This is a genomic window from Nocardia sp. IFM 10818 (assembly GCF_054655275.1).
The window spans coordinates 2,578,995-2,604,553 of sequence record NZ_BAAHJH010000001.1; the positions used below are offsets into that span (position 1 = coordinate 2,578,995).

Consider the following 25,559-nt stretch of genomic DNA (forward strand, 5'->3'; position numbering starts at 1 on the left):
AAAACCCGGGCAGGTCCCACGTAAGAAAGCAACCAGAGATATGAAGCTCAGCAAGTTTGCCGCTACGTCGGCGCTGGTCATCTCGGCACTCGGCATCGCCACCGGCACCTCGTATGCCCAGCCGGCTCCCGCGCCCTCGCCGCTCATCCCGAGCATCATCGACGGCGTCAATCAGGGCATCAACCAGCTGGTGCCGCAGATTCACTGGAACGCCCAGCGTGAGGGTGATTCTGTCGTCGTCACCACCGACGCGGGCTCGCTGACCACCGCTGACAACCAGTTCCAGGTGCGCGACAACCTGGGCAACCTCGTGACCGCCGTCCCGACGAGCTTCACCATCGACAACATCGAGTACCCGATCGATGTCGCGGTCGACGGCCTGCGTGCCACCCTGACCCCGCGCAAGGATCAGGGCCACGAGGTCGCCGCTTCCGTGGATCCGCTGCGCCACAATGTGGTCCGCCAGGACGCCTTCGACGATGCGATGTCCGCCGCGGGCACCCAGTTCGGTCTGGCCACCGCCATCGGCACCCTGGTTGGCACCGTCCTCGGGCTCGGCCTCGGCTGCGGCCTGGGCTTCATCGCCCTGGTTCCGACCACCCCGATCTTCCTGCCCGGCCCCATCGGCGGCTGCCTCGCCGGTGCTGCCGCGGGCGCTGCGCTCGGCGGCGCGGCCGGCATGGTGATCGTGGGCGGCGTCGCGGCCGTCGTCGTGGCGATCGGCTTCTTCACCCGCATCAACGCGCCCGAGAACCAGTAGGACTCGGAGCCACAACTGCAAACACGGCAAGGGCCGGGTCGTCGGAGGCGACCCGGCCCTTGCCGTGTGAAAAGACCTAGCGCGGCTTGCGCTGCAGCAGCGAGTCGCGAATCAGCACCGCGGCAATGCCGAGGGCGAACAGGATCAGGAAGATGTAGCCGATATTGCCGGTGCCCGACGAGCTGCCCTGCGGGCCCTCGAACAGCATGGCCAGCAGGATCACGACGACGACCCACCCGGCGGCGCGGAAGGTGCGACGCGACTCACCGCTCCATCCCCATGCGGCGGACGGAACCTCGGCCGGGTCGACCTTGGTGACAACAGCAGAGCTGTGCGCGGGTTCCAGTTCCGTGGTGGCCACTTTCGCTCCTCTTTGGGCTCGAATCGATTTCTGGCCAATATGGTGGCATACGACCGTCCGTCGTAGCCAGCAGGGTGGCGGTGTGGCAACTCTCGAACTCTCAGGGGCAAGCCCCTGAAACCCCAGCGGCGGTGGCAAGGCGAAGCCCCTGAAACCCCGCGCGGGAATGATCGGTACTTCGAGGGAGAATGAGCGCGTGTCCGACGTTGTGAAGGTTCTGCTGCTGGGCAGCACGGGTTCGATTGGTACGCAGGCGCTGGAGGTGATCGCGGCCAATCCGGACCGATTCGAGGTGGTCGGGCTGGCGGCGCGGGGCGGGAATGCCGAGCTGCTGGCAGAGCAGATCGCCGCCACCGGCACGCGCAACGTGGCCGTCGCCGACGAGGCGGCGGCGGCGAAACTCGGTGTGTCCCTGGCGGGTCCGGAGGCGGCGGCCGAACTGGTGCGCCGCACGGATGCGGATGTGGTCCTCAATGCCCTGGTCGGCTCGCTCGGCTTGGAGCCGACGCTGGCGACTCTCGAATCCGGTCGCCGACTGGCCTTGGCCAATAAGGAATCCCTGGTGGCAGGCGGCTCGCTGGTGACGCGGGCGGCGGCCCCCGGCCAGATCGTGCCGGTGGACTCCGAGCATTCCGCCCTCGCCCAATGCCTGCGCGGCGGGCGTGCCGAGGAGGTCGCCAAACTGGTGCTCACCGCCTCCGGCGGCCCGTTCCGCGGCTGGACCTCCGAGATGCTCGAATCGGTGAATCCGGCCGAGGCCAAGTCCCATCCGACCTGGTCGATGGGCTTGATGAACACCCTCAACTCGGCCTCGCTGGTGAACAAGGGCCTCGAGCTCATCGAAACCCACCTGCTGTTCGGCATCGACTACGACGACATCGACGTGACCGTGCACCCGCAGTCCATCGTGCATTCCATGGTCACGTTCAAAGACGGCTCCACCCTGGCCCAGGCCAGCCCCCCGGACATGAAGCTGCCCATCGCGCTGGCCCTGGGCTGGCCGGACCGGGTCCCGGGCGCCGCCGCCCCCTGCGATTTCTCCACCGCCGCCACCTGGACCTTCGAACCGGTCGACAACGCGGTGTTCCCGGCGGTCGAACTCGCCCGGCAGGCCGGCAAGGCGGGCGGTTGCGTGACCGCCGTCTACAACGCCGCCAACGAGATCGCCGTCCAGGCCTTCCTCGACGGCCTGATCCGTTTCCCGGGCATCGTCCGCACGGTGGCGCGGGTCGTGGAGTCCGCCGACGCGTGGACCGCCGAACCCAGTACCTTGGACGAGGTGCTCGCGGCGGATGCGTGGGCGCGAGAGACCGCACGCACGCTCGTGCGCGGCTGATTCAGCAGGAGGGTTCGTAACCGCATGGTCTACGCGATCGGCTTCATCCTGTTCGCCCTCGGCATCACCCTGTCGGTCGCCTTACACGAATGCGGCCACATGTGGACGGCGCAGGCCACCGGCATGAAGGTGCGCCGCTACTTCATCGGCTTCGGCCCGAAGGTGTTCTCCTTCCGCCGCGGTGAGACCGAATACGGCCTGAAGGCGCTGCCGCTGGGCGGCTTCTGCGATATCGCCGGCATGACCGCCCTCGACGAACTCGACCCCGAGGATCTCGACCGCGCCATGTACCGCCAGGCCACCTGGAAGCGCCTGCTGGTCATGTCCGGCGGCATTCTGATGAACTTCCTGCTCGGCTTCATCCTGATCGTGATCCTCGCGGTGGGCTGGGGCCTGCCGCGCTTCGATCAGCCCCCGGCCACCCAGCTGGGCAATATGAGCTGCGTGCAGAGCCAGACCTCCGCCCAGCAGGTCGTGCCCTGCACCGGCGAGGGTCCCGCCCAGCAGGCGGGCCTGCGGCGCGGCGATATCGTGACCGCCGTCAACGGCGTGCCGGTGAAGACGTGGAAGGAATTCGTCGAGCAGACCCAGAAGCAGACCGGCACCTTCACCTACACCATCGACCGCGACGGCGACACCCTCACCGTCCCCGTCACCCCCCAGCTGGCCACCATCTACCCCGAGAAGGACGGCCGGCCCAAGACGGTCGCCAAAATCGGTGTCGGCCAAGACTTCTACGAGCCGGTCAAATACAACGTCCTGGCCGCCATCCCCGCCTCGGCGGCCTTCACCGGCGATATCCTGGCCCGCACCGTGCACGCGCTGACGCAGATGCCCGCCAAGGTCGCCGACCTCTGGGAAGCGGTGACCGGCGGCGAACGCGATCCGGAAACCCCCGTCAGCGTCCTGGGCGCCAGCCGCATCGGCGGCGAATCGGCCGAACGCGGTCTGTGGGAGCTGTTCGTCCTGACCTTGGCCAGCCTCAACTTCTTCCTCGGCGCCTTCAACCTGCTGCCCCTGCTCCCGCTGGACGGCGGCCACATGGCGGTGGTCATCTACGAGAAGATCCGCAATGTCTTCCGCAGCCGCAAGGGCCTCCCCCCGGGCGCTCCGGTCGACTACCTGAAACTCCTCCCCGCCACCTACGTCGTGGTCGTCATCGGCGGCGCCTACATGCTGCTGACCCTCGCCGCCGACATCGTCAACCCGATCAGGCTGTTCCCGTAGCGATTTCGCGCAGCAGCCGCCGGCACAGGGCGTCCGCGCGGCGGGTGGTCTCGGGCTGGCGGAATTCGGGGGTCAGGGCGAGGACCTGGTCGCAGGCGGTGTCGATGTCGATGAGGTGGCCCACGGAGACGAAGACCGGTTTCACGCCGGCGCGGGTGCGCAGGGCGCGGCCGACCGGGTCGCCGTCGATGGTGATGGTGGTCCAGCAGCCGCGGTCGGGGGCGGGGTCGTCGTGGTCGCCCCAGGCGTTCTTGGCGACGCCGAGGGTGGGGACGCCGGTGAGCAGACCGAGGTGGCAGGCGAAGCCGAAGCGGCGGGGGTGGGCCAGGCCCTGGCTGTCGCAGATGAAGAGATCCGGTGTGACGGTGAGCTTTTCGAGGGCCCGCAGGGTGGTGGGGAGTTCCCGGAAGGCCAACAGTCCGGGAACATACGGGAAATCCGTGGTGCCGCGGGCGGTGACGGTTTCGATGGTTTCCAGGGTGTCCGGATCGAGGACTACTATGGCGGCGGCCACGTTGCCGTGGTCGTCGTAGGCGGAGTCAAGGCCGGCTACCGTGCGGAAATGCGGTGGCCGGGGGTTTTCCGGGACCACCAGGGAGCGCAGTCGATCTTGCAGGGCGATGGCCTCGCCGGGGGTGCCGGGCCAGTGATCGATGTTCGCTACCTTCACATTTCGCTCCAAACGCCCTCGCACGGTCTGCAACGAATACCCATCGTAGGGGTCGGCCGATTCCGGGCTGACGGCTCGGGAGCTGTACCGTTGTCGCCGCTGTCACAGGGCGAGCGGTATTCGAGCGTCGTTAGACTCGGGACCGGAAGGGTGAGGATCATGACGAAAGTAGGCACACTCTCGTGAGCACAGCCATCGGATTGGGGATGCCCGCTGCGCCGGCGGCGGTCCTCGCACCTCGGCGCAAGACCCGCCAGCTGATGGTGGGCAATGTCGGCGTGGGGAGCGATTTCCCCGTGTCCGTGCAGTCCATGACGACCACCAAGACTCACGATGTGAACGCCACCCTGCAGCAGATCGCGGAACTCACCGCCTCCGGCTGCGACATCGTGCGCGTGGCCTGCCCGCGTCAGGAGGACGCGGACGCGCTGCCCATCATCGCCAAGAAGTCCGGCATCCCGGTGATCGCCGACATCCACTTCCAGCCCCGCTACATCTTCGCCGCCATCGACGCGGGATGCGCCGCGGTGCGCGTGAATCCGGGCAACATCAAGGAATTCGACGGCCGCGTCAAGGAGGTCGCCAAGGCGGCCGGCGACGCCGGCATCCCGATCCGTATCGGCGTCAACGCGGGCTCGCTCGACAAGCGCATGATGGCCAAGTACGGCAAGGCCACGCCCGAGGCCCTGGTGGAGTCGGCGCTGTGGGAGGCGAGCCTGTTCGAGGAGCACGGCTTCGGCGATATCAAGATCTCGGTCAAGCACAACGACCCGGTGATCATGGTGGAGGCCTACCGCCAGCTCGCCGCCCAGTGCGACTACCCGCTGCACCTCGGCGTGACCGAGGCGGGCCCGGCCTTCCAGGGCACCATCAAGTCCGCGACCGCCTTCGGCGCGCTGCTATCCCAGGGCATCGGCGACACCATCCGGGTCTCGCTGTCCGCCCCGCCCGCCGAGGAGGTCAAGGTCGGCGGCCAGATCCTGCAGTCGCTGAACCTGCGCCCGCGCAAGCTCGAGATCGTCTCCTGCCCGTCCTGCGGCCGGGCCCAGGTCGATGTGTACACCCTGGCCAATGAGGTCACCGCCGGCCTGGAGGGCATGGAGGTGCCGCTGCGCGTGGCCGTCATGGGCTGCGTGGTGAACGGTCCCGGCGAGGCCCGCGAGGCCGATCTGGGTGTCGCCTCCGGCAATGGCAAGGGGCAGATCTTCGTCAAGGGCGAGGTCATCAAGACCGTGCCCGAGCACCTGATCGTGGAGACCCTCATCGAGGAGGCCATGCGTCTCGCCGACGAGATGGGTGAGACCGCTGGCAGCGGTTCGCCGGTCGTCACCGCGGGATAACCACCTGGTCGCAGGCTTGCCGTGGCCGCGTGACGCGCGGCCGCGGTCAATAGTGCGGCACGTTGTCGGAAGTTCTGGCACGCTGTGAACGTGCGGAGTGTGCTGGAGCCGACCCGGCGGGCGAAGTCGTCCGGTGCCCGTCAGCTCGCGAACCGCGATCTGACGCAGGTATTGCGGGTGCTCGACACCGATCCGGTGGCGACCTGCATGGTGGCCGCGCGCTTGCAGGAGTACGGGCTCGATGCCCGGGGCACCTACGGCGAACTGTGGAGCCGCGGCGGCCCGGGGGATTCCCTGTGCTTCTCCGGCGCGAATCTGGTCCCGCTGCGCGGCAATCGGGCCGATCTGCGGGCCTTCGCCGATCGCGCCGTGCGCGGCCCGCGCCTCTGCTCCTCGGTGGTGGGTCGCCGCGAACTCGCGCTGCCGCTATGGGAGTTGCTGTGTGAGCACTGGGGCCCGCCGCGCGATCTACGCGCCGATCAGCCGCTGCTCGCCCTGGAAAAGCCCGCCGGGGTGCAACCGGACCTGCAGGTGCGCCGGGTGCGTCCCGAGGAGATCGACCGCTACCTGATCGCCGCGGTCGCCATGTTCACCGAGGAGATCGGCGTGGACCCCCGCGCCGGCGACGGCGGCCGCAGTTACCGCCGCCGCGTGGCGAGCCTCATCGAATCCGGCCGCGCCTGGGCACGATTCGAGGACGGCGAGGTCGTCTACAAGGCCGAGGTGGGCGCGCTGTCCCGCCGCACCGGCCAGATCCAGGGCGTCTGGGTGCATCCCGACCGCCGCGGCAAGGGACTCGGCACCGGTGGCACCGCCGCCGTCGCCAATGTGGTGGTGGCCTCCGGCCGCACCGCCAGCCTGTACGTGAACTGCTACAACGAGGCCGCCCGCCGCGCCTACGCCAAGGTGGGATTCCGGCAGATCGCCACATTCGCCACGGTGCTGCTCGACTGACCCATTGGTGTGATATCGGCGTGAAATCCGTTCCGGTGCAGTGTGTCGCCCAGGTTTGCCAGTAGTTGGCTCTAGCATCTGTGCCGATGTCAACACGGGTGCTCACCATGCTGATCGCGGCCGCGATCACGATTGCCGCCGCCGGCTGCTCATCGGGTCCGCAGGGCCCGGCGCAGACAGCCGACGCCTTCCTCGACGCCTTCGCCCGCCACGATGTGCGGGCCGCGGCGGATTTCACCAGCCTGCCCGAAAAGGCCGGTCCCGCACTGGCTTCCGCCTGGGACCAGCTCCAGGCCGAGGAACTGTCGGCGACCTCCGGCGCTATGCGGGTCAGCGGCGACACCGCCACCGTGGACTACACCTACGCGTGGAAACTGCCCAAGGACCGCCTCTGGACCTATCGCGGCCAGCTCAATATGGGCCGCAGCGACGGGCGCTGGGTGGTCCGCTGGATGTCGTCGAATATCCATCCGCAGCTGGGCGATACGCAGAGCCTGCAACTGCGGTCGGTGCCCGCGCCCCGCGCCCGCGTCAACGAGCGCTCCGGCACCGATGTGCTGGTGCCGGGCCCGGTCTACCGCATCGCCTTCACCCGCTCCGCCAATGTCGATCCCACCGCCGTGGCAACGACATTGGCGACGGTGCTGCGCCGGTTCGACGAGCGGATCACCCCCGCCTCGGTCATCGACGCCGCCCGCAAGGCCGAGGGCCCCTACACCGTCGCGGTGCTCTCGGAATGGGAATTCGGCCAGGTGAGCGCCGATCTGCTCGGCCTGCCGGGGGTGACCTTCGGCAAGCAGTGGGACATGGTCCCCACCGATCGCCGCTTCGCCCCGGATCTCATGACCCAGGTCCGCAAGACCGTCATCGACGAGGTGGACGGCAAGGCCGGCTGGACCGTGGTCACCGTCAATGCCAACGGCGTCGACACCGATGTGCTGAAAGAGGTTGCGCCGCAGGTCTCCCCGTCGTTCTCGCTGAGTGTGGACCGGCACATTCAGAATGCCGCCCAGCGCGCCGTCGACGGCCGCGCCGAGCAGGCCATGATGGTGGTGATCCAGCCGTCCACCGGAGCCATTCTCGCCATCGCGCAGAACGAGGCCGCCGACGCCGACGGCCCGGTCGCCGCCTCGGGCCTGTACCCGCCGGGCTCCACCTTCAAGACGGTGACCGCGGCCGCGGCCATGACCGCCGGCGACGCCACCCCGGACACCATCGTCCCGTGCCCGAGCCGGATCGTGGTGGGGGAGCGCACCATTCCCAACTACAACCTCTTCACCGTCGGCGACGTGCCCATGTCGACGGCCTACGAGCGCTCCTGCAACACCGCCTTCGCCAAGATCGCCTCCGAGCTCGGCGGCGAGGATCTGCGCACGGCCGCCGCGGCGCTGGGCATCGGCCCGGACTACACGGTGGTCGGGCTGCCGACGGTCTCCGGCTCGGTCCCGCGCAGTGACGATCCGGTGCAGCGCGCCGAGGACGGCATCGGCCAGGGCAAGGTGCTGACCAGTCCCTTCGGCCTGGCCCTGATGGCCGCGACGGTCGCGCACGGCAGTACGCCGGTGCCGTACCTCATTTCGGGCCACCCGACCGAGATCAGCGGTGAGCGCCCGCAACTGCCCGGGGACGTGCTGGCGGGCCTGCGCGCGATGATGCGCAAGGTGGTGCTCGGCGGTACCGCCGAACGCGTGCGCGATCAGGGCGAGGTGTACGGCAAGACCGGCGAGGCCGAAGTCGACGGCGGCTCGCACTCCTGGTTCGTCGGCTACCGCGGCGATATGGCCTGGGCGACCCTGCTGGTGCGCGGCGGCAGCTCCGACAACGCGGTGGCGGTGACCCGGGACATGCTCACGGCGCTGCCGCCCGGGTACTGAGCCGGGGGCGATGCCGCAAGGTCAGCGCGGGGAGGAGGTCTGGTAGCGCCCGCCGAGGCTCACGCACGCGGCGGGCTGGATTTCCCCGGTGAGGGTTTCGGATACATAGCGCTGCTGGGCCAGGGATTTCGCGGGCGGGCCGACGGTGGACGCATCGCCGAGGATTTCGACGACACCGGCTCCGGCGAGGACCATGCCCGCGGTGGTGAGTAGCAAGAGGGCCGAGCGCTTCATATCCAACTCCCTTGTTCAGGGGGATCGAGTCAGGCTATCCGAACGGTGGATTTCGGATAGCCGATGCTCATTAGGGTTGGCTGACTGTTTGCCACCGTAAGGAACGGTAATCCGAGTGTGATGGGCCTGGCAACCCTCGAATGTGATCGAGCACACTTCTGGAACCGGAGTGCCGCAGGTCACCTGGACGTTCGTCTCGGAAGTTGGATTTCAGTTCATCGGGTCGTCACCCGCCGCGCGCGGCGCTCAGTTGGCGCGCTGCATGGTGGCAGCGAGGTGATGCTGCAGCGGCTGCTCGACCGCGGCCATGCGCAGCCGGTAGCTCAGGGTGTCCCCGGCCAGGGTGATGCTGCGGCCCAGGGCCGTCACCGATTTGGCGGTGCTGCTGCGGCCGATCGAGGTGGAGTCCAGCTCGATGCGCATGCCCTCGTCGTCGCGGACGATGGTGCCCTCGCAGATCTCGGTGATGCCGGTCGGATGGGCCAGGATCAGCTCGATCCGGTCGCCGCCGATGGCCCGGAGATATCCGGTTTCGCTATGCATCGGGCGGCCGTCGGCGGCGGCGCGGGTGCGTTGCCGGTAGGTCAGGAACGGCCGGCCGACATGACCGAAATGCACTTCCTCCAGATATTCGAAGGAGTCGATGGTCGGGTACTCACCCTGCCCGCGGCCGCGCCATGTGCCCAGCAGCGGGGCCAGATGTGCGATGTCGGGATGGGGCGCGACGGCGGTTTCGGGTTCGAGCACGGCGGTCAGCTTAATCCGCCGCGTGTGATTCGGCGGCCGGTCGACGCGCCGTGCACGTGTTATTTACAGAAAGGGGGGTTGATAGGGCGTTTCGATCATGGAATCCCGGATAAGGGGGTTTGCTCAGCGGCGGCTGGCGCGGCGGTAGCCGTAGGCGGCGGGCAGGGCGAAGACGATGATGGCGCCGACCGACCAGGCGATGGTACGCAGCAGCGGACTCGCCAGGGGTCCGCCTTCGGCGAGGGCGCGCATGGTGTCCACGGCGACCGACATGGGCTGATTGCGGACCACCGGCTGGATCCACTCCGGGTACGCGCCCAGCGGGACGAATCCGGTGCTGAAGAACATCAGCAGCGAGGACAGGATGGCAATGGCCTCGACCAGCGTGGATTTGGCGGTGAACACCGCGATGGCGGTGACCATGGTGGCGAAGGCCAAGCCGAACAGCACCGGCACCCACAGGAAGGCGAAGGCGGCGAGCGGGCCCTGCCGGAAGCGGAAGCCGAGCAGCATGGCGAATCCGATGATCACCAGGGTGCCGCCGAAGATGCGGCAGCCCTCGGCCAGAATGCGCGCGGCCAGCCCGGAAGCCCGGTGCACCGGCAGCACCCAGAAGCGCGCCAGCAGTCCGGCATCGCGTTCCCGGCCGAGCATGACGCCGCTGGCGACGGTGCCCGACAGCGCGCCCACCAGGCACACCATGGGGACCGACCCGTAGAGGGCGCTGCTGCCGGAGAACTTCTCGATCTGCGAGCCGACCACGATATCGAGCATGAGCAGCAGCAGGCAGGGCACGATCAGGGTTTCCAGCAATGTGATGGGATCGCGCACCCAGCGCAGCAGCAGCCGCAGCGTCTGAATCCAGGTGTGGCGCACCAGCGCCGGGGCCGAGCCCTCGGCGGTGGTGATGGTGTCGGCGGAGCCGGTGCTCGGGGCGAGGGTGATCACGTCACGACCTCTTCGTGTTCAGGCGGACAGTGAAGTACAGCGAGAAGACAATGATTCCGATGCCCCACAGCAGTGGCGGCGTCATGACCGCCCAGGTCACCTCGCCCGCCCTGCCCAGCGAATCGCCGCCGAGGGCGCGCAGGCCGAAGGCGAATTGCGAGACGGGCTGGTTGCGGACGAAAGGCTCGACCCAGTCCGGGAATTGGTTCGCGGGGGCGAGGCCGGTGGAGAGCATGCCGAGAATGAGCGGCGGCAGCACCAGCATCTGGGTGGTGGCCTCGGGGGATTTGGTCACCGTGCCGATGACGTCGGCGCCCAGGCAGAAGGCGATGCCGATGAGCATGGCCAGGCCCAGGAATCCGAGGGTGTGCGAGAGCGGGCCCTCGAAGCGGAAGCCGATGACGTGCACCGAGATCAGGGCGGAGATGAGCGCGATGATCATGCGGAAGACATTGGCGGACATGCGCGCCGCGGTCGGCACCAGCGGGTGCATGGGCATGGCGTCGAAGCGGCGGTCCAGGCCGGAGACCATATCGGTGGCGGCCCGGAACGCCGCGGAGATGGCGGTGAAGGCCGCGGCCTGCAGGATGACGATGGGCGCGAAGAACTGTGCGTAGCTGCTGAATCCGTGCCCGGCGAAGCTCATCACCTTGTTGAGCGGGATGTAGAAGCTGATGGCGAAGGTCGCCGGTGCCAGGACGGCGGTGAGGATTTCGCCGGTCTTCACCGAGGGCACGATGAGCCGCACCGTCAGCACCCACCACTGCTGCAGCGTGCCCGGGGTGGCGCGGGTGCTGGTCAGCCAGGCGCCGGAGGCGGTGGCCGTGGCGGCGGTCACGAGCGGGCCTTTCCATTGAGCTCCTGCTCCTCGGTCATATGCCCGGTGAGCGAGAGGAAGACATCGTCGAGCGAGGGCCGGCGCAGGGCGATGTCGACCAGTTCCAGTCCCGCCCCGTCGAGCCGGCGCAATGCCTCGGCGAGGGTCTTGGCGCCTTCGGGCGCGGGAATGCCCAGCCGATCGGTATTGCGGGTCAGCGCTTCGCGACTGGCGTCGGGCAGCAGATCGCCCAGGGCGGTGGCGATTCTGGGCAGTTCCTCGATCCGCAGCGGCACGATCTCGCAGTAGCTGCCGCCGGTGCGGGCCTTGAGTTCGTCGGCGGTGCCGTCGGCGATGACCACCCCGTGGTCGATGACGATGATCCGATCGCACAGCGCGTCGGCCTCTTCCAGGTACTGCGTGGTGAGCAGGGTGGTGATGCCGTGCTTGCGGAACCCGCTCACCAGATCCCAGACGCCTTGCCGGCTGCGCGGATCCAGGCCCGTGGTGGGCTCGTCGAGGAACACCACCTCCGGCCGCACCACGAGCCCGCACGCGATATCGATGCGCCGCCGCATACCGCCGGAGTAGGTGCCGACCCGGCGGCCCTTGGCCGCGCCGAGATCGAATTCCTCGATCAGCTCCTCGGCCCGCGCCCGCGCCGCGCGTTTGCGCAGGCCCATGAGCCGCCCGAACATGACCAGGTTCTCGTAGCCGCTGAGCGCGTCGTCGAGCGCGGCGAACTGACCCGTCAGCATGATGGAGCGCCGCACCGCGGCCGCCTCGCTCACGCAGTCGTGCCCGGCGACCTGGGCGCGTCCGGCATCCGGTGCGATGAGGGTGGACAGGATGTTGACGGTGGTCGTCTTGCCCGCGCCATTGGGCCCGAGAATGCCGAGCACCTCCCCGGGCGCGGCCTTGAAGGTGATGCCGCGCAGGGCCTGCACGGTTCCGAATGATTTCTCGACGCCTTCGACGATCACGCCGTCCACGCCGCTGCCGGGTTTCACTGGGTCCCTCCGAGGTGTTCGTCGAGGATGCGGGCGATGGCCGCCAGCGCGTCCGGCGAGGTGAGCTCGTCGTGCGTGGCCTCGATGTCGTAATTGGTGATCTCCCCGGCGATCCAGGGCCGCCAGCCGGCCGGCCCGAAGATCTCCGAGGTGTCCACGGTGCCGCTGAAATACAGGGCGTCACCGTGGAATACCGGCCGCTGATAGCCGGTGCGGGTGCGGGCGGAGGCGTTGTAGGACGCGGCCATCCGTTCCAGGGTGAGCGCGTCCACGAGCGCGACCCCGCCCATGCGCTCGCGGATCAGTTCCGCCGCCTCTTCGGCGGTGGCGTCGGGTGAGACGTCGGCAATGCCGAAGACCTGGCCGAAGGTGGCGACGAAGGATCCGGCGGTGAGCTTGTCGACGCTGTCGCCGTCGATATCGGTGCTGTCGGCGTCGAGCAGGGCCAGGGTGCCGATCTCGGCGCCCTCGGCGAGCAGCCGGGTGGCGACGGCGTGCGCGATGAGGCCGCCGAAGGACCAGCCGAGCACGTGGTAGGGGCCCTCCGGTTGCAGCCGGCGGATCTCGCGCACATAGCGTTCGGCGAAATCGCCGATGCTGCGGGCGGCGGGTTCGCCGGACAGGTCGGGGGCCTGCAGGCCGTAGATGGGGCGGCCGGGGCGCAGCAGTTCGGCCAGGCCCAGATAGGTCCAGGCGATGCCCGAGGACGGGTGGATGCAGAACAGGGCCGGTTCGTCGCCGTCGGGGCGGATGGGCAGCACCACGTCCAATCCGAGACCGGGGCCCGAAGCCGGTCGCGCGGCGGCCAGTTCCGCGGCGGCGCGCGCCTGTGCCAGCTCGGCGGTGTATTCCGCCTCCGCCGCGGCGGCCTCCTGCGCCTCGGGCGTATCGGCGAAATCGGCTGCTGCCGTGAGGGATTCCATCCACAGCATGGCCAGTTCGGCGATCTCGTGCCGCGCGGTGAGCGTGACCGGGAAGGTGAAGCTCGCCTGCAGCCGATCGCCGACCACGACGGCATTGATCTCGATCTCGGCGGTCACCGGCACCTCGGGGTGCTCCTCGGTGTGCAGATCGCCGAACTCCTCGGTCGGCAGCCAGCCCAGCCCCTCCAGTCCGGCCGGGATGTCGGCGGCGGCATAGCGGCCGAGGTAGTTGAAGCCGATGCGACCCGGGATCCGGTGCGGCAGTTCGCGTGCGGTCTCCTCGTTGAGATAGCGCAGCAGGCCGTAGCCGATGCCCTTGCCGGGCACGGCGAGCAGTTGATGCTTGGCCGCCCGGATGGCGTCGCCCATGGCCGGGCCGCCGTCGAGCGCGTCGTCCACATCGATGCCCGGCAGGTCCAGCCGCAGCGGATACAGGGTGGTGAACCAGCCCGCGGTGCGGGAGAGATCCGCGCCGGGAACGATTTCCTGTTGCCGCCCATGCCCTTCCATACGGATGAGCACCGAGGCCGGGTTCGGCTCGGTCTTCCCGGTGTGCCCGGATCGCTCGGCCCGCCAGCGCAGCACGGCCAGTCCGAGGGTGGCCAGCAGGGCGTCCTCGACGGTGCCGTCGAACAGCGCCGGGAGGGTGGTCAGCAGCGCGGTGGTGACCGATGCGGGCGCCGACACCTCGACGGCGCGCACGGTGACGGCGCGGTCGACGGCCGGATCCAGTTCCCGGGCGCCGATGAGCGGATCGGGCGTCGCGGCGATCTCGCGCCAGTAGCCGAGTTCGGCTGTGCGGCTGTCGCTGTGGGCCTCCTCGCGCAGGGCGTGCGCCCACCGGCGCATGGAGGTGCCGGTCTCGGGCAGGACCGGCGTCGCCCCGCCGGAGAGCTGCGCCCAGGCGGCGATCAGGTCCGGGATGATGATGCGCCAGGTCACGCCGTCGGTGACGAGGTGGTGCGCCACCAGGATCAGCCGCCCGGTGCGCTCGTCCGGGCCGGTGCCGACCGGGTCGAACCAGATCAGCTGCAGGACCACGCCATTGGCCGGATCGAGCCGGTTGAGGGCCGAATCCACCTCGGTCACCGCGTATTCGCGCAGTTCGGCGGTGCTCGCGGCGCGGAATTCGATGCGGTGCACCAGCTTGTCGACATCGACGGCGCCGGGCTCGCGGGTGTGCAGCCGCCATTCGCCGTCGGTGCGGGTGAGCCGGGCGCGCAGCATATCGTGCTTGTCCACCACCGCGGTGACGGTGGCGACGAGCTGTTCGCGGGTGATCCCCTTCGGCATTTCCAGCACCGCCGACTGCGCGAAGCGCCCGAAATCGCCGCCGCGCTCGGTCATCCAGCGCACGATCGGGGTGAGCGGCAGCTCGCCGACCCCGCCGCCCGGCAGTTCCTCGAGCACGATGGCAGCGCCGGCCTCCTCGGCGAGTGCCGCCAGGGCCGCGACGGTGCGATGCTCGAACACCTGCAGGGGCGAGAGCTCGATGCCGCGCAGCCGTGCCCGCGACACCAGCTGGATGGCGAGAATGCTGTCACCGCCGAGTGCGAAGAAGGAGTCGTGCACGCCGACGCGCTCCCGGCCGAGCAGCTCCGCCACGATCTCGGCCAGCGCCGACTCGGTGGCATCGGTCGGCGCGCGGTACTCGGTCTCGGCCTCGAACACCGGTTCCGGCAAGGCTTTCCGGTCGAGCTTGCCGACCGCGTTGAGCGGGATGGCGTCGAGCACGACGAAGGCCGCCGGCACCATATAGCCGGGCAGCGTGTCGGCGGCATGGGCGCGGATGGCGGAGATGTCGGGCACGGCGCCGGGGGAGGGCAGCACATAGGCGGCCAGGGCGGTCGCCCCGCCCGGGCCCTTGACGCCCAGCGTGACGGCGAATTCGACGCCCTCGGCCCGCGCCAGCACCGCGTCGATCTCGCCGAGTTCGATGCGCTGGCCGCGCACCTTCACCTGGAAGTCGGTGCGGCCCAGGTATTCCAGCCGCGGCGCGGTGAGCGATCCGGTCCAGCGCACCAGATCGCCCGTGCGGTACATGCGCTCGCCCGGACCGCCGTAGGGATCGGCGACGAACCGGGCCGAGGTCAGTCCGGTGCGATCGTGATAGCCGCGCGCCAGCGCGTGGCCTGCCAGGTACAGCTCACCGGCCACACCCATCGGCACCGGCCGCAGCCGATCGTCGAGCACGAGCGCGGCCGCACCGCGGATCGGACGGCCGATGGTGACCGGCTGATTCGCCTTCAGCGCATCCGACGTCGTGGCCCAGATGGTGAATTCGGTCGGGCCGTAGAGATTGACCAGCATCCGCCCGGCCGACCAGCGCTCGACCAGTTCCGGTCCGATGGCCTCGCCCGCCACCGCCAGCACGCGCACGCTGGACACCGCCGCCGGGTCCATGGTCGCCAGTGCGGAGGGGGTGATCACCAGATGCGTGACCCGCTGGGCGGCAATGAGATCCTGCAATGCGTCGCCGCCGAACACATCGGGCGGTGCGACCACCGCGGCGCCCCCGGCCCCGAAGGCCATGAGCGCCTCGAACGCCGAGGCGTCGAAACTGGGTGAGGCGACCTGCAATACCCGCGAGCGTTCGTTCAATCCGAGCGTATGGTGCTGCGCCCGGACGAGATCGGCCAGGCCGCGATGCGAGACGGACACGCCCTTCGGCGTCCCGGTGGATCCGGAGGTGTAGATCAGCCACGCGGGATGGTCGGGGTTCACGGCGTAGTCGTAATCCCGTTCCCAGGCTTCCCGCGACCAGCGGTCGATGTGAATGACCTTGGTGCGCGCGTCTTCCTGCGGGCCGTCGAGCACCAGCCACTGGATGGTGCCGGGCAGCAGCGGCCGATGCGCGCTGGTGGTGAGCCCCAGCACCGCCCCCGAATCGGTGAGCATGTGATCGATGCGGTCGAGCGGGTTGCGCGGATCGATGGGCAGGAAGGCCGCACCGGTCTTGGCGGTGGCCCAGATGGCGGTGAGCAGCGCGGCGCTGCGGGAGATGGCCAGGGCGACAACCGTTTCCACTCCGGCGCCGGCCGCGGTCAGCTGAGCGGCCAGGAAGTCCGAGGCGGTATCGAGCTCCTGATAGGTGGTGGTCCGCCCCTCGGCGACGATGGCGGGCCGATCCGGGTGATAGGCGGCCGCGGTGGCGAGCACCTCCGCCAGCATGGTGATCTCACCCCCGCGCGGCCCGCGCAGCGGCACCAGCGCGCGCCGCTCCGCCTCGTCGAGCAGATCGATATCCGACAGTCGCACCTGCGGATCGGCGATGACGGCGGCCAGGACGCGCTGCCAGCGGGTCACCATCCGGGCCGCGGTGGCCGCGTCGAACAGATCGGTCGCGTAGCTGAGCGTGCCCTCCAGCCCCGACGGTTCCGCGCCCGGCCGGGGATCGCGCAGGTCGAAGGCCAGATCGAACTGTGAGGTATCGCGGTCGAACGGCTCCACTTCCACGCGCAACCCGGGGAATTCCAGGCTCGGCGGGGCGAAGTTCTGCAGCGACAGCGTCACCTGGAACAGCGGATGGTGGGCCGTGGAGCGCGCCGGATCCAGCACCTGCACCAGCCGTTCGAAGGGCACCTCGGCATGGGCGAACGCGTCCAGATCGGCCGAGCGCACCGCGGTCAGGAAGTCCCGGAACCCGCTGCTGGGATCGACCGGGGTGCGCAGTGCGAGAGTGTTCACGAACATGCCGACCAGATCGTCGAGCGCGGCGTCCCCGCGCCCGGCCACCGCGGTACCGACCACCACATCGGGCGTGCCCGCCAGCCGGGACAGCAGCACGGCCAGCGCCGCGTGCAGCACCATGAACAGGCTGGTGTCGGTCTCGGCCGCCAGCGCCGCCAGCCCGGCGTGCAGCCGGGCGTCGAGCGCGAACGGCAGATCGGTGCTGCGCATGCTCTGCACGGCGGGCCGCGGCCGGTCCGTGGGCAGCTCGAGCACATCCGGGCTGCCTGCCAGCTGCTCGCTCCAGTACCGGACCTGCTGGGCGGCACGGGATTCCGGATCCCGCTCGTCGCCGAGCAGTTCCCGCTGCCACAGCGAGTAGTCCGCGTACTGCACCCGCAGCGGTTCGCGCACCGGCTCCGCGCCCGCGCTGCGCGCCAGATAGGCGGTCAGCAGGTCGGTGGCCAGCGGTTCCATGGACGCGCCGTCGGCGCTGATGTGGTGCACGACCAGCACCACGACATGGGTGTCGGGTGTATCGATGATCCGGAACAGCCCGACGCGCAGCGGCGGCTCCCGGGTCACGTCGAATCCGGTTCCGGTCAGCTCCTCGATCCGATCCCGCAGCGCCGCACCGTCTTCGGTGTCGACCACCCGCATCTCCGGTGCGGCGGTCCGCACGCTCACCACGACCTGGCGCGGGCCGTCGGCATCACCGGGATAGATGGTCCGCAGCGTCTCGTGCCGGGTCACCAGATCGGTGACGGCGGCGCGCAGCGCCTCGGTGTCCAGCTCGCCGGTGAGCCGCAGCGCGGCGGTGATGTTGTAGGCCGCCAGGCTCGAATCCATGCGATTGAGCACCCACATGCGCTGCTGCGCGGGCGACAGCGGCACCCGGTCGGGCCGCAGGCGCGGCGCCAGCGCCGGGCGGCCGGACAGATCGGCGGAAGGCACGACCCGAGAAGACAATTGGGCGACCGTCGGGGCGTCGAACAGATCGCGCAGCGCGACCGTCGCGCCGAGCACCGCGTTCACCCGCGCCACCACCTTGGTGGCGCTGAGCGAGTTGCCGCCGAGTTCGAAGAACGACCGGTCGATGCTGACCCGATCGAGCCCGAGCACCTCGGCGAAGACCTCGCCCACGGCCCGCTCCACCGCCGTGCGCGGCGCCAGATACCGCTCTTGCAGGCTCGCGAAATCCGGTGCGGGCAAGGCATTCCGGTCCAGTTTGCCGACCGGCGTCAGCGGGACGTCGTCCAGTTCGATGAGGTAGCTGGGCACCATGTATCCCGGCAGCGCCGCCGCCACCCGGGTGCGCAGCAGTTCGGTGTCGAGCGGCTTGCCGCGCACGCCGACCACATAGGACACGAGTACGGTCTGCCCGCCGGGCCCCGGCGCGCCGATGGTCGCCGCGTACTCGATCGCGTCATCGGCATGGAGCACCGCGTCGATCTCGCCCAGCTCGATGCGCAGGCCGCGAATCTTGACCTGGAAATCACTGCGCCCCTGGTATTCCAGCTCCAGCCGCGCCCCGTCCGCGCCCTTGACCTCCACCCAGCGCACCATGTCGCCGGTGCGGTACATGCGGGTGCCCGAGGCCCCGTACGGATTGGCGATGAACCGCGCCGCGGTCAGCGCGAACCGGTTGAAATATCCGCGCGCCAAGGCGGGTCCGGCCAGATACAGCTCGCCGGTCACGCCCAGCGGCACCGGCCGCAGCCAGGAATCGAGCACCATGGCCTGCGCGCCGCGAATCGGCGCGCCGATGGTGATCGGTTCGCCGGGCAGCAGCACGCCGGGCCCGGTGGCCCAGATGCTGAATTCGGTGGGCCCGTACAGGTTCAGCATGCGCCGGCCGGGCGCCCACGCGGCCACCAGCTCCGGCCCGGCCGCCTCGCCCGCCACCGACAGATTGGTCAGGTCGGAAAGCCCCATCGGGTTCATGGTCGCCAGCACGGACGGCGTGATCACCGCATGAGTCACGCCCTGGGTGCGCAGCAGCTGTTCGAGTTCGCTGCCGCCGTACACATCCGGCGGCGACACCACCAGCCGCCCGCCCATGGCGTGCGCCTTGAGAAGTTCGTGCACGGAGGCGTCGAAACTGGGGGAGGCCACCTGCAGCGTGCGCGACATCTCGTTGAGGTCCAGGCCCTTCTCCTGGGTGGAGACCAGATTGGCCAGGCCGCGATGGCTCACCAGCACGGCCTTGGGCTTGCCGGTGGAGCCGGAGGTGTAGATCAGGTAGGCGACCTGGTCGAGGCTGATGGGCCCGCCGCGTTCGGCATCGGTGATCGGTGCGTCGGAGACCGTCATGACGCGCCGGATGGTGTTGAGATCGTCGAGCAGCAGCCAGTCGATGCTGCCCGGCAGCGACTCGCCGACCGCGCACACCGTCACGCCGATGGGCGCGCGGGAGTCGGTGAGAATGTGCTCGATGCGCTCCACCGGATAGTTGGGATCCAGCGGCAGGAAGGCGGCGCCGGTCTTGGCCAGCGCCCACACCGCGACCACCGATTCCACCGAGCGGGTCAGGGCCAGCACCACGAAGACCTCGCGGCCGACGCCGCGGCGCAGCAGCACCCGCGCGAACCGGTTCGACCAGGTGTCCAGGTCGCGGTAGGTCATGGTGAGATTGCCGGAGCTGATGGCGATGCCGTCCGGATTCACCCGCGCGCCGGCGGTGAGGATATCGGCCAGCGTGCGCATGGGCACCGGATCGCCGCCGCGCACCGGCAGCAGGGCGCGGCGCTCGGCCGGATCGCAGTGCTGCACCTGCGCCACACGGCGGTCGGGCCGGTCGGCGATCTGATCGAGCAGGTGGACGAACCGGTCCAGCAGCCGCCGCGCCGCCGCCTCGGGCAGGTGGTCGGCCAGGAATTTCACGCTGATCTGCAGGCTCTCGGTGCCGTCCGGGGCGCGCTGCGGAATCACCATGAGGTTCAGCGGGTAGGGCGTGGCGTCGGTGCCCTCCACATCCAGGATGCGCATGCCCGCGATATCCATGGCCTGCGAAAGGGTTTCGCGGTCGATCGGGTAGGACTCGAACACGGTGAGGGTGTCGAAGAGCTCGGGCAGCCCCACGGCCTGATGGATGGCGGCCAGCCCGACATGCTGATGGTCCAGCAGCCGCGCCTGCTCGGCCTGCACCCGCGCCAGCAGATCCGCCACGCGCTCACCGGGATGCAGCCGCACCCGCACCGGCAGGGTATTGATGAACAGCCCCACCATCTCCTCGACGCCGGTCAGCTGCGGCGGGCGGCCGGAGACGGTGCCGCCGAAGACGACATCGGTGCGGCCGGTGAGCATGGCGAGCAGCAGCGCCCACCCGGCCTGCACGGCGGTGTTCACCGTCGCGCCCGCATCGCGCACGGTGGACTCCAGCCGGGACAGCTGCGCGGCGGTGAAATCGACCGTCACCATGCCGGATTCGGTGGAGGTGATATCGGCCAGCGTCGGGACGGCCCGGGTGGGCGAGTCCACGCCCGCCAGCGCCTCGGTCCAGGCGGCGAGGGAGGCGGCGTCGTCCTGGTCGGCGAGCCAGGCCAGGAATTCGCGATAGGAGTGCGCGGGCGCGGCGGTGAGTTCCTGACCCGTGATCGAGGACAGGTAGCCGGCGAGCAGTTCCCGCACCACCAGCGGCGTGGACCAGCCGTCCAGCACCAGGTGGTGATTGGTCATGAGCAGCGTGCACGCCTCGGTGTCGGTGCGGATGAGGCTGAAGCGCAGCAGCGGCGGGCGGGTGAGATCGAAACGGGAACCCGCGTCCACGTGCACCAGGCGCTCCAGCTCGCGCTGCCGGGCCGAAGCCTCCGGGAGATCGGTCAGATCGATTTCCTGCCACGGGATCTCGGCGGCGGCCAGCACCAGCTGCCGGGGCCCGTCGGGGGTCTCGGCGAAGGCCACGCGCAGCACGTCGTGCCGGTCGAGCAGGGCCTGCGCGGCCGTGCGCAGCCGGGTGGAATCCACGCGGCCGGCCAGCGACAGCCGGGTCTGCACGGTGTAGCCGTCGGCGGTGTCGTTGTCGTAGCGGGCGTGGAACAGCAGCCCGTATTGCAGTGGCGAGAGCGGCCACACATCGGTGAGCCCGGCGTATTCGCGCTCCCAGCCGTCGATGTGCTGTTGCGTGACGCCGACCAGCCCGAAATCGGAGGGGGTGTGCCCGCCCGCGCCGGATTGGCGCGCGTGGGCGGTGAGACCGGCCAGCGCCCGGGCCCACAGGTCGGCGAATTCCCGCACCTGCGTCTCGGTGAGCAGCTCCGAGGCGTACGCCCAGGTGATCTCCAACCCGGCGTCGGTGTGGAAGGCATTGATGTCGATGGCCGCTTCCAGCGGCGCGCGGTCGTCCTGCGTGGCCGCGAAACGCCGTGGCAGCCACGGGGTCTCGCCGCCGTCGGAGGTCTCGACACCCGCGCCGGTGCGGCCCAGGTAGTTGAAGCTCAGCTGCGGGACGGCGGTACGGGTGAGGCTCTGCCGGGTGTCGGGGTGCAGATACCGCAGCATCCCGTAGCCCACGCCTTTGTCCGGAATGGCGCGCAACTGTTCCTTGACGGCCTTGAGCGCGGCGCCCGCCGCGGGCCCGCCGTGGAACGCCTCCTCGGGATCGATGCCGCCCAGATCGAGCGCGACCGGGTAGACGCTGGTGAACCAGCCGATGGTGCGCGAGATGTCCGCGCCCGGCGCGATCGACTCCTCGCGGCCGTGGCCTTCGAGGGTGAGCAGTGTCCGCCGGGTGTCCCGCCAGCGGCTCGCCGCGAGTGCGAGCGCGGTGAGTAGCGCGTCGTCCACACCGCAGTGGAAGCGTTCGGGAACCAGTTCCAGTGCCGCGGCGGTGGTTTCGGCATCGATGACCGTCCGCACCTGCCGCATGGTCGCGACGGTGTCGGTCTGCGGGTCCAGCGCCCGCGATCCGAACAACGGATCGGGTGTGTCCAGAATCCGTTGCCACAGCGGGACTTCCGCCAGTCGTTCGGCGGCCTGCTCGCGCTGGGCGTGCGCCCACCGCCGGAACGAGGTGCCCACCGGCGGCAGCTCGCCGCCCGCCCAGGCGGTTGCCAGGTCGGGGAGCAGGATGCGCCAGGACACGCCGTCGGTGACCAGGTGGTGCAGTACCACCCACAGCAGCGGATCGGCGTTCTCGCGCTCGATCAGCACGAAGCGCGCGACCACGCCGGCGGCCGGATCGAGCAGGTCGGCCGCCGCCTGGAGTTCGTCGGAGCCATCGCCGTCCGCGAGCGCGTGGACCGTGTCGATGAGCGATTCGGCCCGCACCGTCCCCGGTTCGCCGACCGCCCACTGCCGGCCGCCCGCGCCATTGCCGCGCGAATCACCGTGGTGCGCGAGGGTGCTGCGCAAGAGATCGTGCCGGTCCAGCAGCGCCTGCACCGCGGGCACGAGCCGGTCGCGATCCACATCGCGGGGCAGGCCGATCAGCACCGCCTGCGCGAAGCGCGGCCAGGTGTCGCCCTGCGCGAGCATGGCGTGCACGATCGGGGTGAGCGGCACCGGGCCGATCCCGCCGCCCGGCAGTTCCGGCAGGGCCTGCGCCGCCGCATCACTGGCCACGGCCGCCAGCGCGGCAACGGTCTTGTGCTCGAACACATCCCGGGCACGCACCGACAGCCCGGCCTTCTTGAGGCGGGCCACCAGCTGGATGGCCACGATGCTGTCGCCGCCCAGGGCGAAGAAGTTGTCGTCCGCGCCCACCGCCTCGAGACCGAGCACCTCGGCGAAGACGGCGGCCAGGATCTGCTCCCGCTCGGTGCCGGGGGCCCGGCCGGTGTGCGCGCGAGCGCCGAAGTCCGGCTCCGGCAGCGCTCGCCGATCCACCTTGCCCGCCGGGGTGAGCGGCAGCGTGTCGAGGACCATGACCGCAGACGGCACCATGTGCGCCGGAAGGTGCTTGCCCACAGTGGCTTTCACGGCTTCGGGGTCGATCGTGGCATCGGCGGCGGCCAGCACGTAGGACGCCAGCGCCGTGGCGCCGCCCGGCGTCGTGGCCCCGACCGTGATCGCCACCTCGACCCCCGGATGCCGTGCGACGGCGGCGTCCACCTCGCCGAGTTCGATGCGGAAGCCGCGCACCTTCACCTGGGTGTCGCCACGGCCCACGTATTCCAGTTCCGGGCGGCCGTTGCGCCGCCGCCAGCGGACCAGATCGCCGGTGCGGTACATGCGCTCGCCGATGGCGAAAGGGCTGGCCACGAAGCGTTCCGCGGTGAAGCCGATGCGCTGGTGGTAGCCGCGCGCCAGGCCCGGGCCGCCCAGGTACAGCTCACCGGTCACCCCGGGCGGCACCGGCCGCAGCCACGGGTCGAGCACCACCGCGCTCATTCCCCGCGCGGGCGCGCCGATGGTGATCGGATCGTCCGGCGCCAGCGGCGTACTCAGCGTCGCGGTCACCGTGGTCTCGGTCGGGCCGTACCCATTCAGCACGCACCGCCCGGCCCAGCGCACGGTCAGCTCCGGCGGCACCGACTCGCCGCCGACCACCACGGTCCGCAGCCGCGGCAGGGTCTCCGGCTCCAGCGAACCGGCCACCACCGGAGTCACATTCAGATGCGTGACCTCCAGTTTGCGCAGGACTCTCGCCAGCTCCTCGCCCGCGTACGCGGCGGGCGGCACCACCGCCACCGTCGCCCCGACGGCCAGCGCCACGAGCAGTTCCTCGATCGAGATGTCGAAGCTCGGCGACACCGCGTGCGCCATCACCGCGTCCGAGCCGACGCCGAAGGCCGCGCCCGAGCCGGTGACCAGATTCGCCAGGCCGCGATGGGTGACGCCGACGCCCTTGGGCAGGCCGGTGGAGCCGGAGGTGTAGATCAGATAGGCCAGCTGATCGAGCCGCACCGGGGCGAGCCGATCACGGTCGGTGATGGGCGCGGAATCGGTTGCGGCAAGGGTCGTCTCGGTCACCGGATCATCGACTGTCAGCCACCGCACCCGATCCGGCAGGGCCGCCCGCACGGCCGCGACCGTCACCCCGGCCACCACGCCGCTGTCGGTGATCATGTGCTCGATGCGGTCGGTCGGATAGCCGGGATCGATGGGCACGAAGGCCGCGCCCGTGCGCGCCACCGCGATCATGGCCAGCACCGACGCCGCCGAGCGCGGGATGGAAATCGCCACCGCGCGTTCGGGTCCGGCGCCGGCCGCGATCAGCACCCGCGCCAACCGGCTGCTGTACTCGCTGACCTCGCGGTAGGTGAACGCCGTGCCGTCGGCGCGCATGGCGATGGCCGACGGATCGACCGCGGCGCCCGCCGCCAGAATCTCCGGCAGCGTGCGCGGTGCGGCGCCGGGGCGGCCGCGGGCGGGGACGAGTTCGGCGCGCTCGGACTCCGACAGCGCCGCCACCGCGGACAGCGGCCCGTGCGCCCCGCCCGCCAGGAAACGGTGCAGGAAGTCCAGGAACCGCGCGTGCAGGGCGGCGAGCTCGCTCTCGCCGTAGCGGTTCGGATTGGCCTGGAAGTCGATATGGGTGCGCTCGCCGCCCACGCCCGGATACACATTGACGAACAGATCGTCGATGAGCCCGGAGGTCAGCACGTGCAGCCGCCCGGTCACCCCGCCCAGGCGTATGCGGGTATCGGCCAGCATGAGATTGACCGTCGGCCCGAAACCGGCCATTTCGTCCATGGCCCAGCCGAGATCGCGAATGATGTCCTCTTGGCGATAGCGCTGCCGGCGCAGGGCGGCGGTGAGCTCACCCTGGGTGGCGCGAATCAGATCGCCGACGGTGGCGGTGGGCGCCGGGTGCAGGCGCAGCGGCACCACATTGGCCACCATGCCGCCCGAGCGCCGCAGCACCGCGGTGGTGCGGCCGGACACCGGCAGGCTCAGCACGATTTCGCCGCTGCCGGTCATGGCGCCCACATAGGCGGCGAAGGCGGCCACGATGATCGGCGCCGGGCTGCTCGACAGTTCGGCGGCCAGCGCGTCCAGCAGCGCCGCGGTCCGCTCCGGCAGTTCCCCGCTGAGCAGGCGTGGATGCGCGTCGACCGCCCCCGTGCGCCGGCCCAGCGACACCGGTTCGGCCATCCCGGCCAGATGCTCTTTCCAATACTCCCGGTCGGCCTGCAGCTTGTCCGAATCCCGGTAGGCCGCATCGGCTTCCACGATCCTGGCCAGCGGTTCGGCCTTGCCCTCGGGGATCTCCCGGCCCGCCACCGCCGCGTTGTAGATCTCCGAGGTGCGCTGCAGCATGGTCAGCGCGCCCACGCCGTCGAGCAGGATGTGGTGGAAGCGGGAGTACCAGTACCACCTGCCCTCGGCCAGCTTCAGCATGCGCACCGCGCACAGGCGGTCGCGCGTCATGTCCAAGGGGGCGGTGAACTCCGCCCGCATCCACGCCTGGGCCGCGGCCTCCGGATCCGGCTCGCCGCTCAGGTCGATGGTCTCGATGACGTCCTCGAGCGTGGTGTCCACGACCTGCCAAGGCAGTTCGTCGATTTCGAGCAGCCGCAGGTAGCCGGTCCCGAACTCCCGGCCCGCCTGCCGCGCCGCCGCGGCCAGCAACTCCACGTCCACCGCGCCCGCCAGCTCCACGTACTGGGCGATGGAGACGGGGGTGTCACCGGCCAGATGCTGGGCGAACCAGATGCCGCGCTGGGCCGCCGACAAGGCGAACGCCTCGGTGGGCAGGGCGGGGGCGGAACCGGACAGGGCAGAGCTGGAAGCCATGAAACATCCT

The 25,559-nt window shown here is 70.1% G+C and carries 14 protein-coding genes; 6 read left to right on the forward strand and 8 right to left on the reverse strand.

Annotation, left to right across the window (positions count from 1 at the left end):
• Nucleotides 1-40 precede the first annotated feature (40 nt).
• Entirely contained in the window at nt 41-760 is a 720-nt protein-coding gene (locus tag ACYQ5L_RS11845; RefSeq protein ID WP_459957412.1) for a DUF8020 domain-containing protein, read from the forward strand.
• Nucleotides 761-836: 76 nt separating this feature from the next.
• Here ACYQ5L_RS11845 and ACYQ5L_RS11850 read toward each other — a convergent pair whose 3' ends face one another.
• Nucleotides 837-1,121 (reverse strand): DUF2631 domain-containing protein, encoded by a 285-nt coding sequence (locus ACYQ5L_RS11850; RefSeq protein WP_379199249.1) that lies wholly within the window; start codon nt 1,119-1,121, stop codon nt 837-839.
• 166 nt (nt 1,122-1,287) lie between these two features.
• Between ACYQ5L_RS11850 and dxr the strand changes: the two genes are divergently transcribed.
• A complete protein-coding gene (dxr, locus tag ACYQ5L_RS11855) occupies nt 1,288-2,457 on the forward strand; it encodes a 1-deoxy-D-xylulose-5-phosphate reductoisomerase (RefSeq protein ID WP_459957413.1) in 1,170 nt (389 codons plus the stop codon).
• Between the two features lie 24 nt (nt 2,458-2,481).
• Complete coding sequence (locus ACYQ5L_RS11860) at nt 2,482-3,684, forward strand: M50 family metallopeptidase (RefSeq protein ID WP_459957414.1); 1,203 nt, start codon at nt 2,482-2,484, stop codon at nt 3,682-3,684.
• Here the strand turns inward: ACYQ5L_RS11860 and ACYQ5L_RS11865 are convergent.
• Entirely contained in the window at nt 3,668-4,354 is a 687-nt protein-coding gene (locus ACYQ5L_RS11865) for an endonuclease V (RefSeq protein ID WP_459957415.1), read from the reverse strand. The genes ACYQ5L_RS11860 and ACYQ5L_RS11865 overlap by 17 nt on opposite strands.
• A 206-nt stretch (nt 4,355-4,560) precedes the next feature.
• On the opposite strand from ACYQ5L_RS11865, the gene ispG reads away from it, so the two are divergent.
• The 3 genes from ispG to ACYQ5L_RS11880 all read left to right on the forward strand — a co-directional run bounded on the left by ispG (nt 4,561) and on the right by ACYQ5L_RS11880 (nt 8,522).
• Nucleotides 4,561-5,694, forward strand: coding sequence for a flavodoxin-dependent (E)-4-hydroxy-3-methylbut-2-enyl-diphosphate synthase (gene ispG, locus ACYQ5L_RS11870; RefSeq protein WP_459963400.1), 1,134 nt, complete (start codon nt 4,561-4,563; stop codon nt 5,692-5,694).
• Between the two features lie 90 nt (nt 5,695-5,784).
• Nucleotides 5,785-6,648 (forward strand): GNAT family N-acetyltransferase, encoded by an 864-nt coding sequence (locus ACYQ5L_RS11875; RefSeq protein WP_459957416.1) that lies wholly within the window; start codon nt 5,785-5,787, stop codon nt 6,646-6,648.
• A gap of 86 nt (nt 6,649-6,734) precedes the next feature.
• Nucleotides 6,735-8,522, forward strand: coding sequence for a penicillin-binding transpeptidase domain-containing protein (locus ACYQ5L_RS11880; RefSeq protein WP_459957417.1), 1,788 nt, complete (start codon nt 6,735-6,737; stop codon nt 8,520-8,522).
• Nucleotides 8,523-8,543: 21 nt separating this feature from the next.
• Here ACYQ5L_RS11880 and ACYQ5L_RS11885 read toward each other — a convergent pair whose 3' ends face one another.
• From ACYQ5L_RS11885 to ACYQ5L_RS11910, 6 genes are all read right to left on the reverse strand, one after another.
• Nucleotides 8,544-8,756 (reverse strand): hypothetical protein, encoded by a 213-nt coding sequence (locus ACYQ5L_RS11885; RefSeq protein ID WP_459957418.1) that lies wholly within the window; start codon nt 8,754-8,756, stop codon nt 8,544-8,546.
• Nucleotides 8,757-9,002: 246 nt separating this feature from the next.
• Nucleotides 9,003-9,512 carry a peroxynitrite isomerase gene (locus ACYQ5L_RS11890; protein WP_459963401.1) on the reverse strand — a complete coding sequence of 170 codons (510 nt, stop codon included), beginning with the start codon at nt 9,510-9,512 and terminating at the stop codon, nt 9,003-9,005.
• 114 nt (nt 9,513-9,626) lie between these two features.
• Complete coding sequence (locus ACYQ5L_RS11895) at nt 9,627-10,448, reverse strand: ABC transporter permease (RefSeq protein ID WP_459963402.1); 822 nt, start codon at nt 10,446-10,448, stop codon at nt 9,627-9,629.
• A gap of 4 nt (nt 10,449-10,452) precedes the next feature.
• Nucleotides 10,453-11,289, reverse strand: coding sequence for an ABC-2 transporter permease (locus ACYQ5L_RS11900; RefSeq protein WP_459957419.1), 837 nt, complete (start codon nt 11,287-11,289; stop codon nt 10,453-10,455).
• Nucleotides 11,286-12,278 (reverse strand): ATP-binding cassette domain-containing protein, encoded by a 993-nt coding sequence (locus ACYQ5L_RS11905; protein WP_459957420.1) that lies wholly within the window; start codon nt 12,276-12,278, stop codon nt 11,286-11,288. Before ACYQ5L_RS11905 ends, ACYQ5L_RS11900 begins: the two co-directional genes overlap by 4 nt.
• The gene (locus ACYQ5L_RS11910; protein WP_459957421.1) at nt 12,275-25,549 is read right to left on the reverse strand and encodes an amino acid adenylation domain-containing protein; all 13,275 of its coding nucleotides are present in this window, start codon (nt 25,547-25,549) and stop codon (nt 12,275-12,277) included. Before ACYQ5L_RS11910 ends, ACYQ5L_RS11905 begins: the two co-directional genes overlap by 4 nt.
• Between the last annotated feature and the right edge of the window lie 10 nt (nt 25,550-25,559).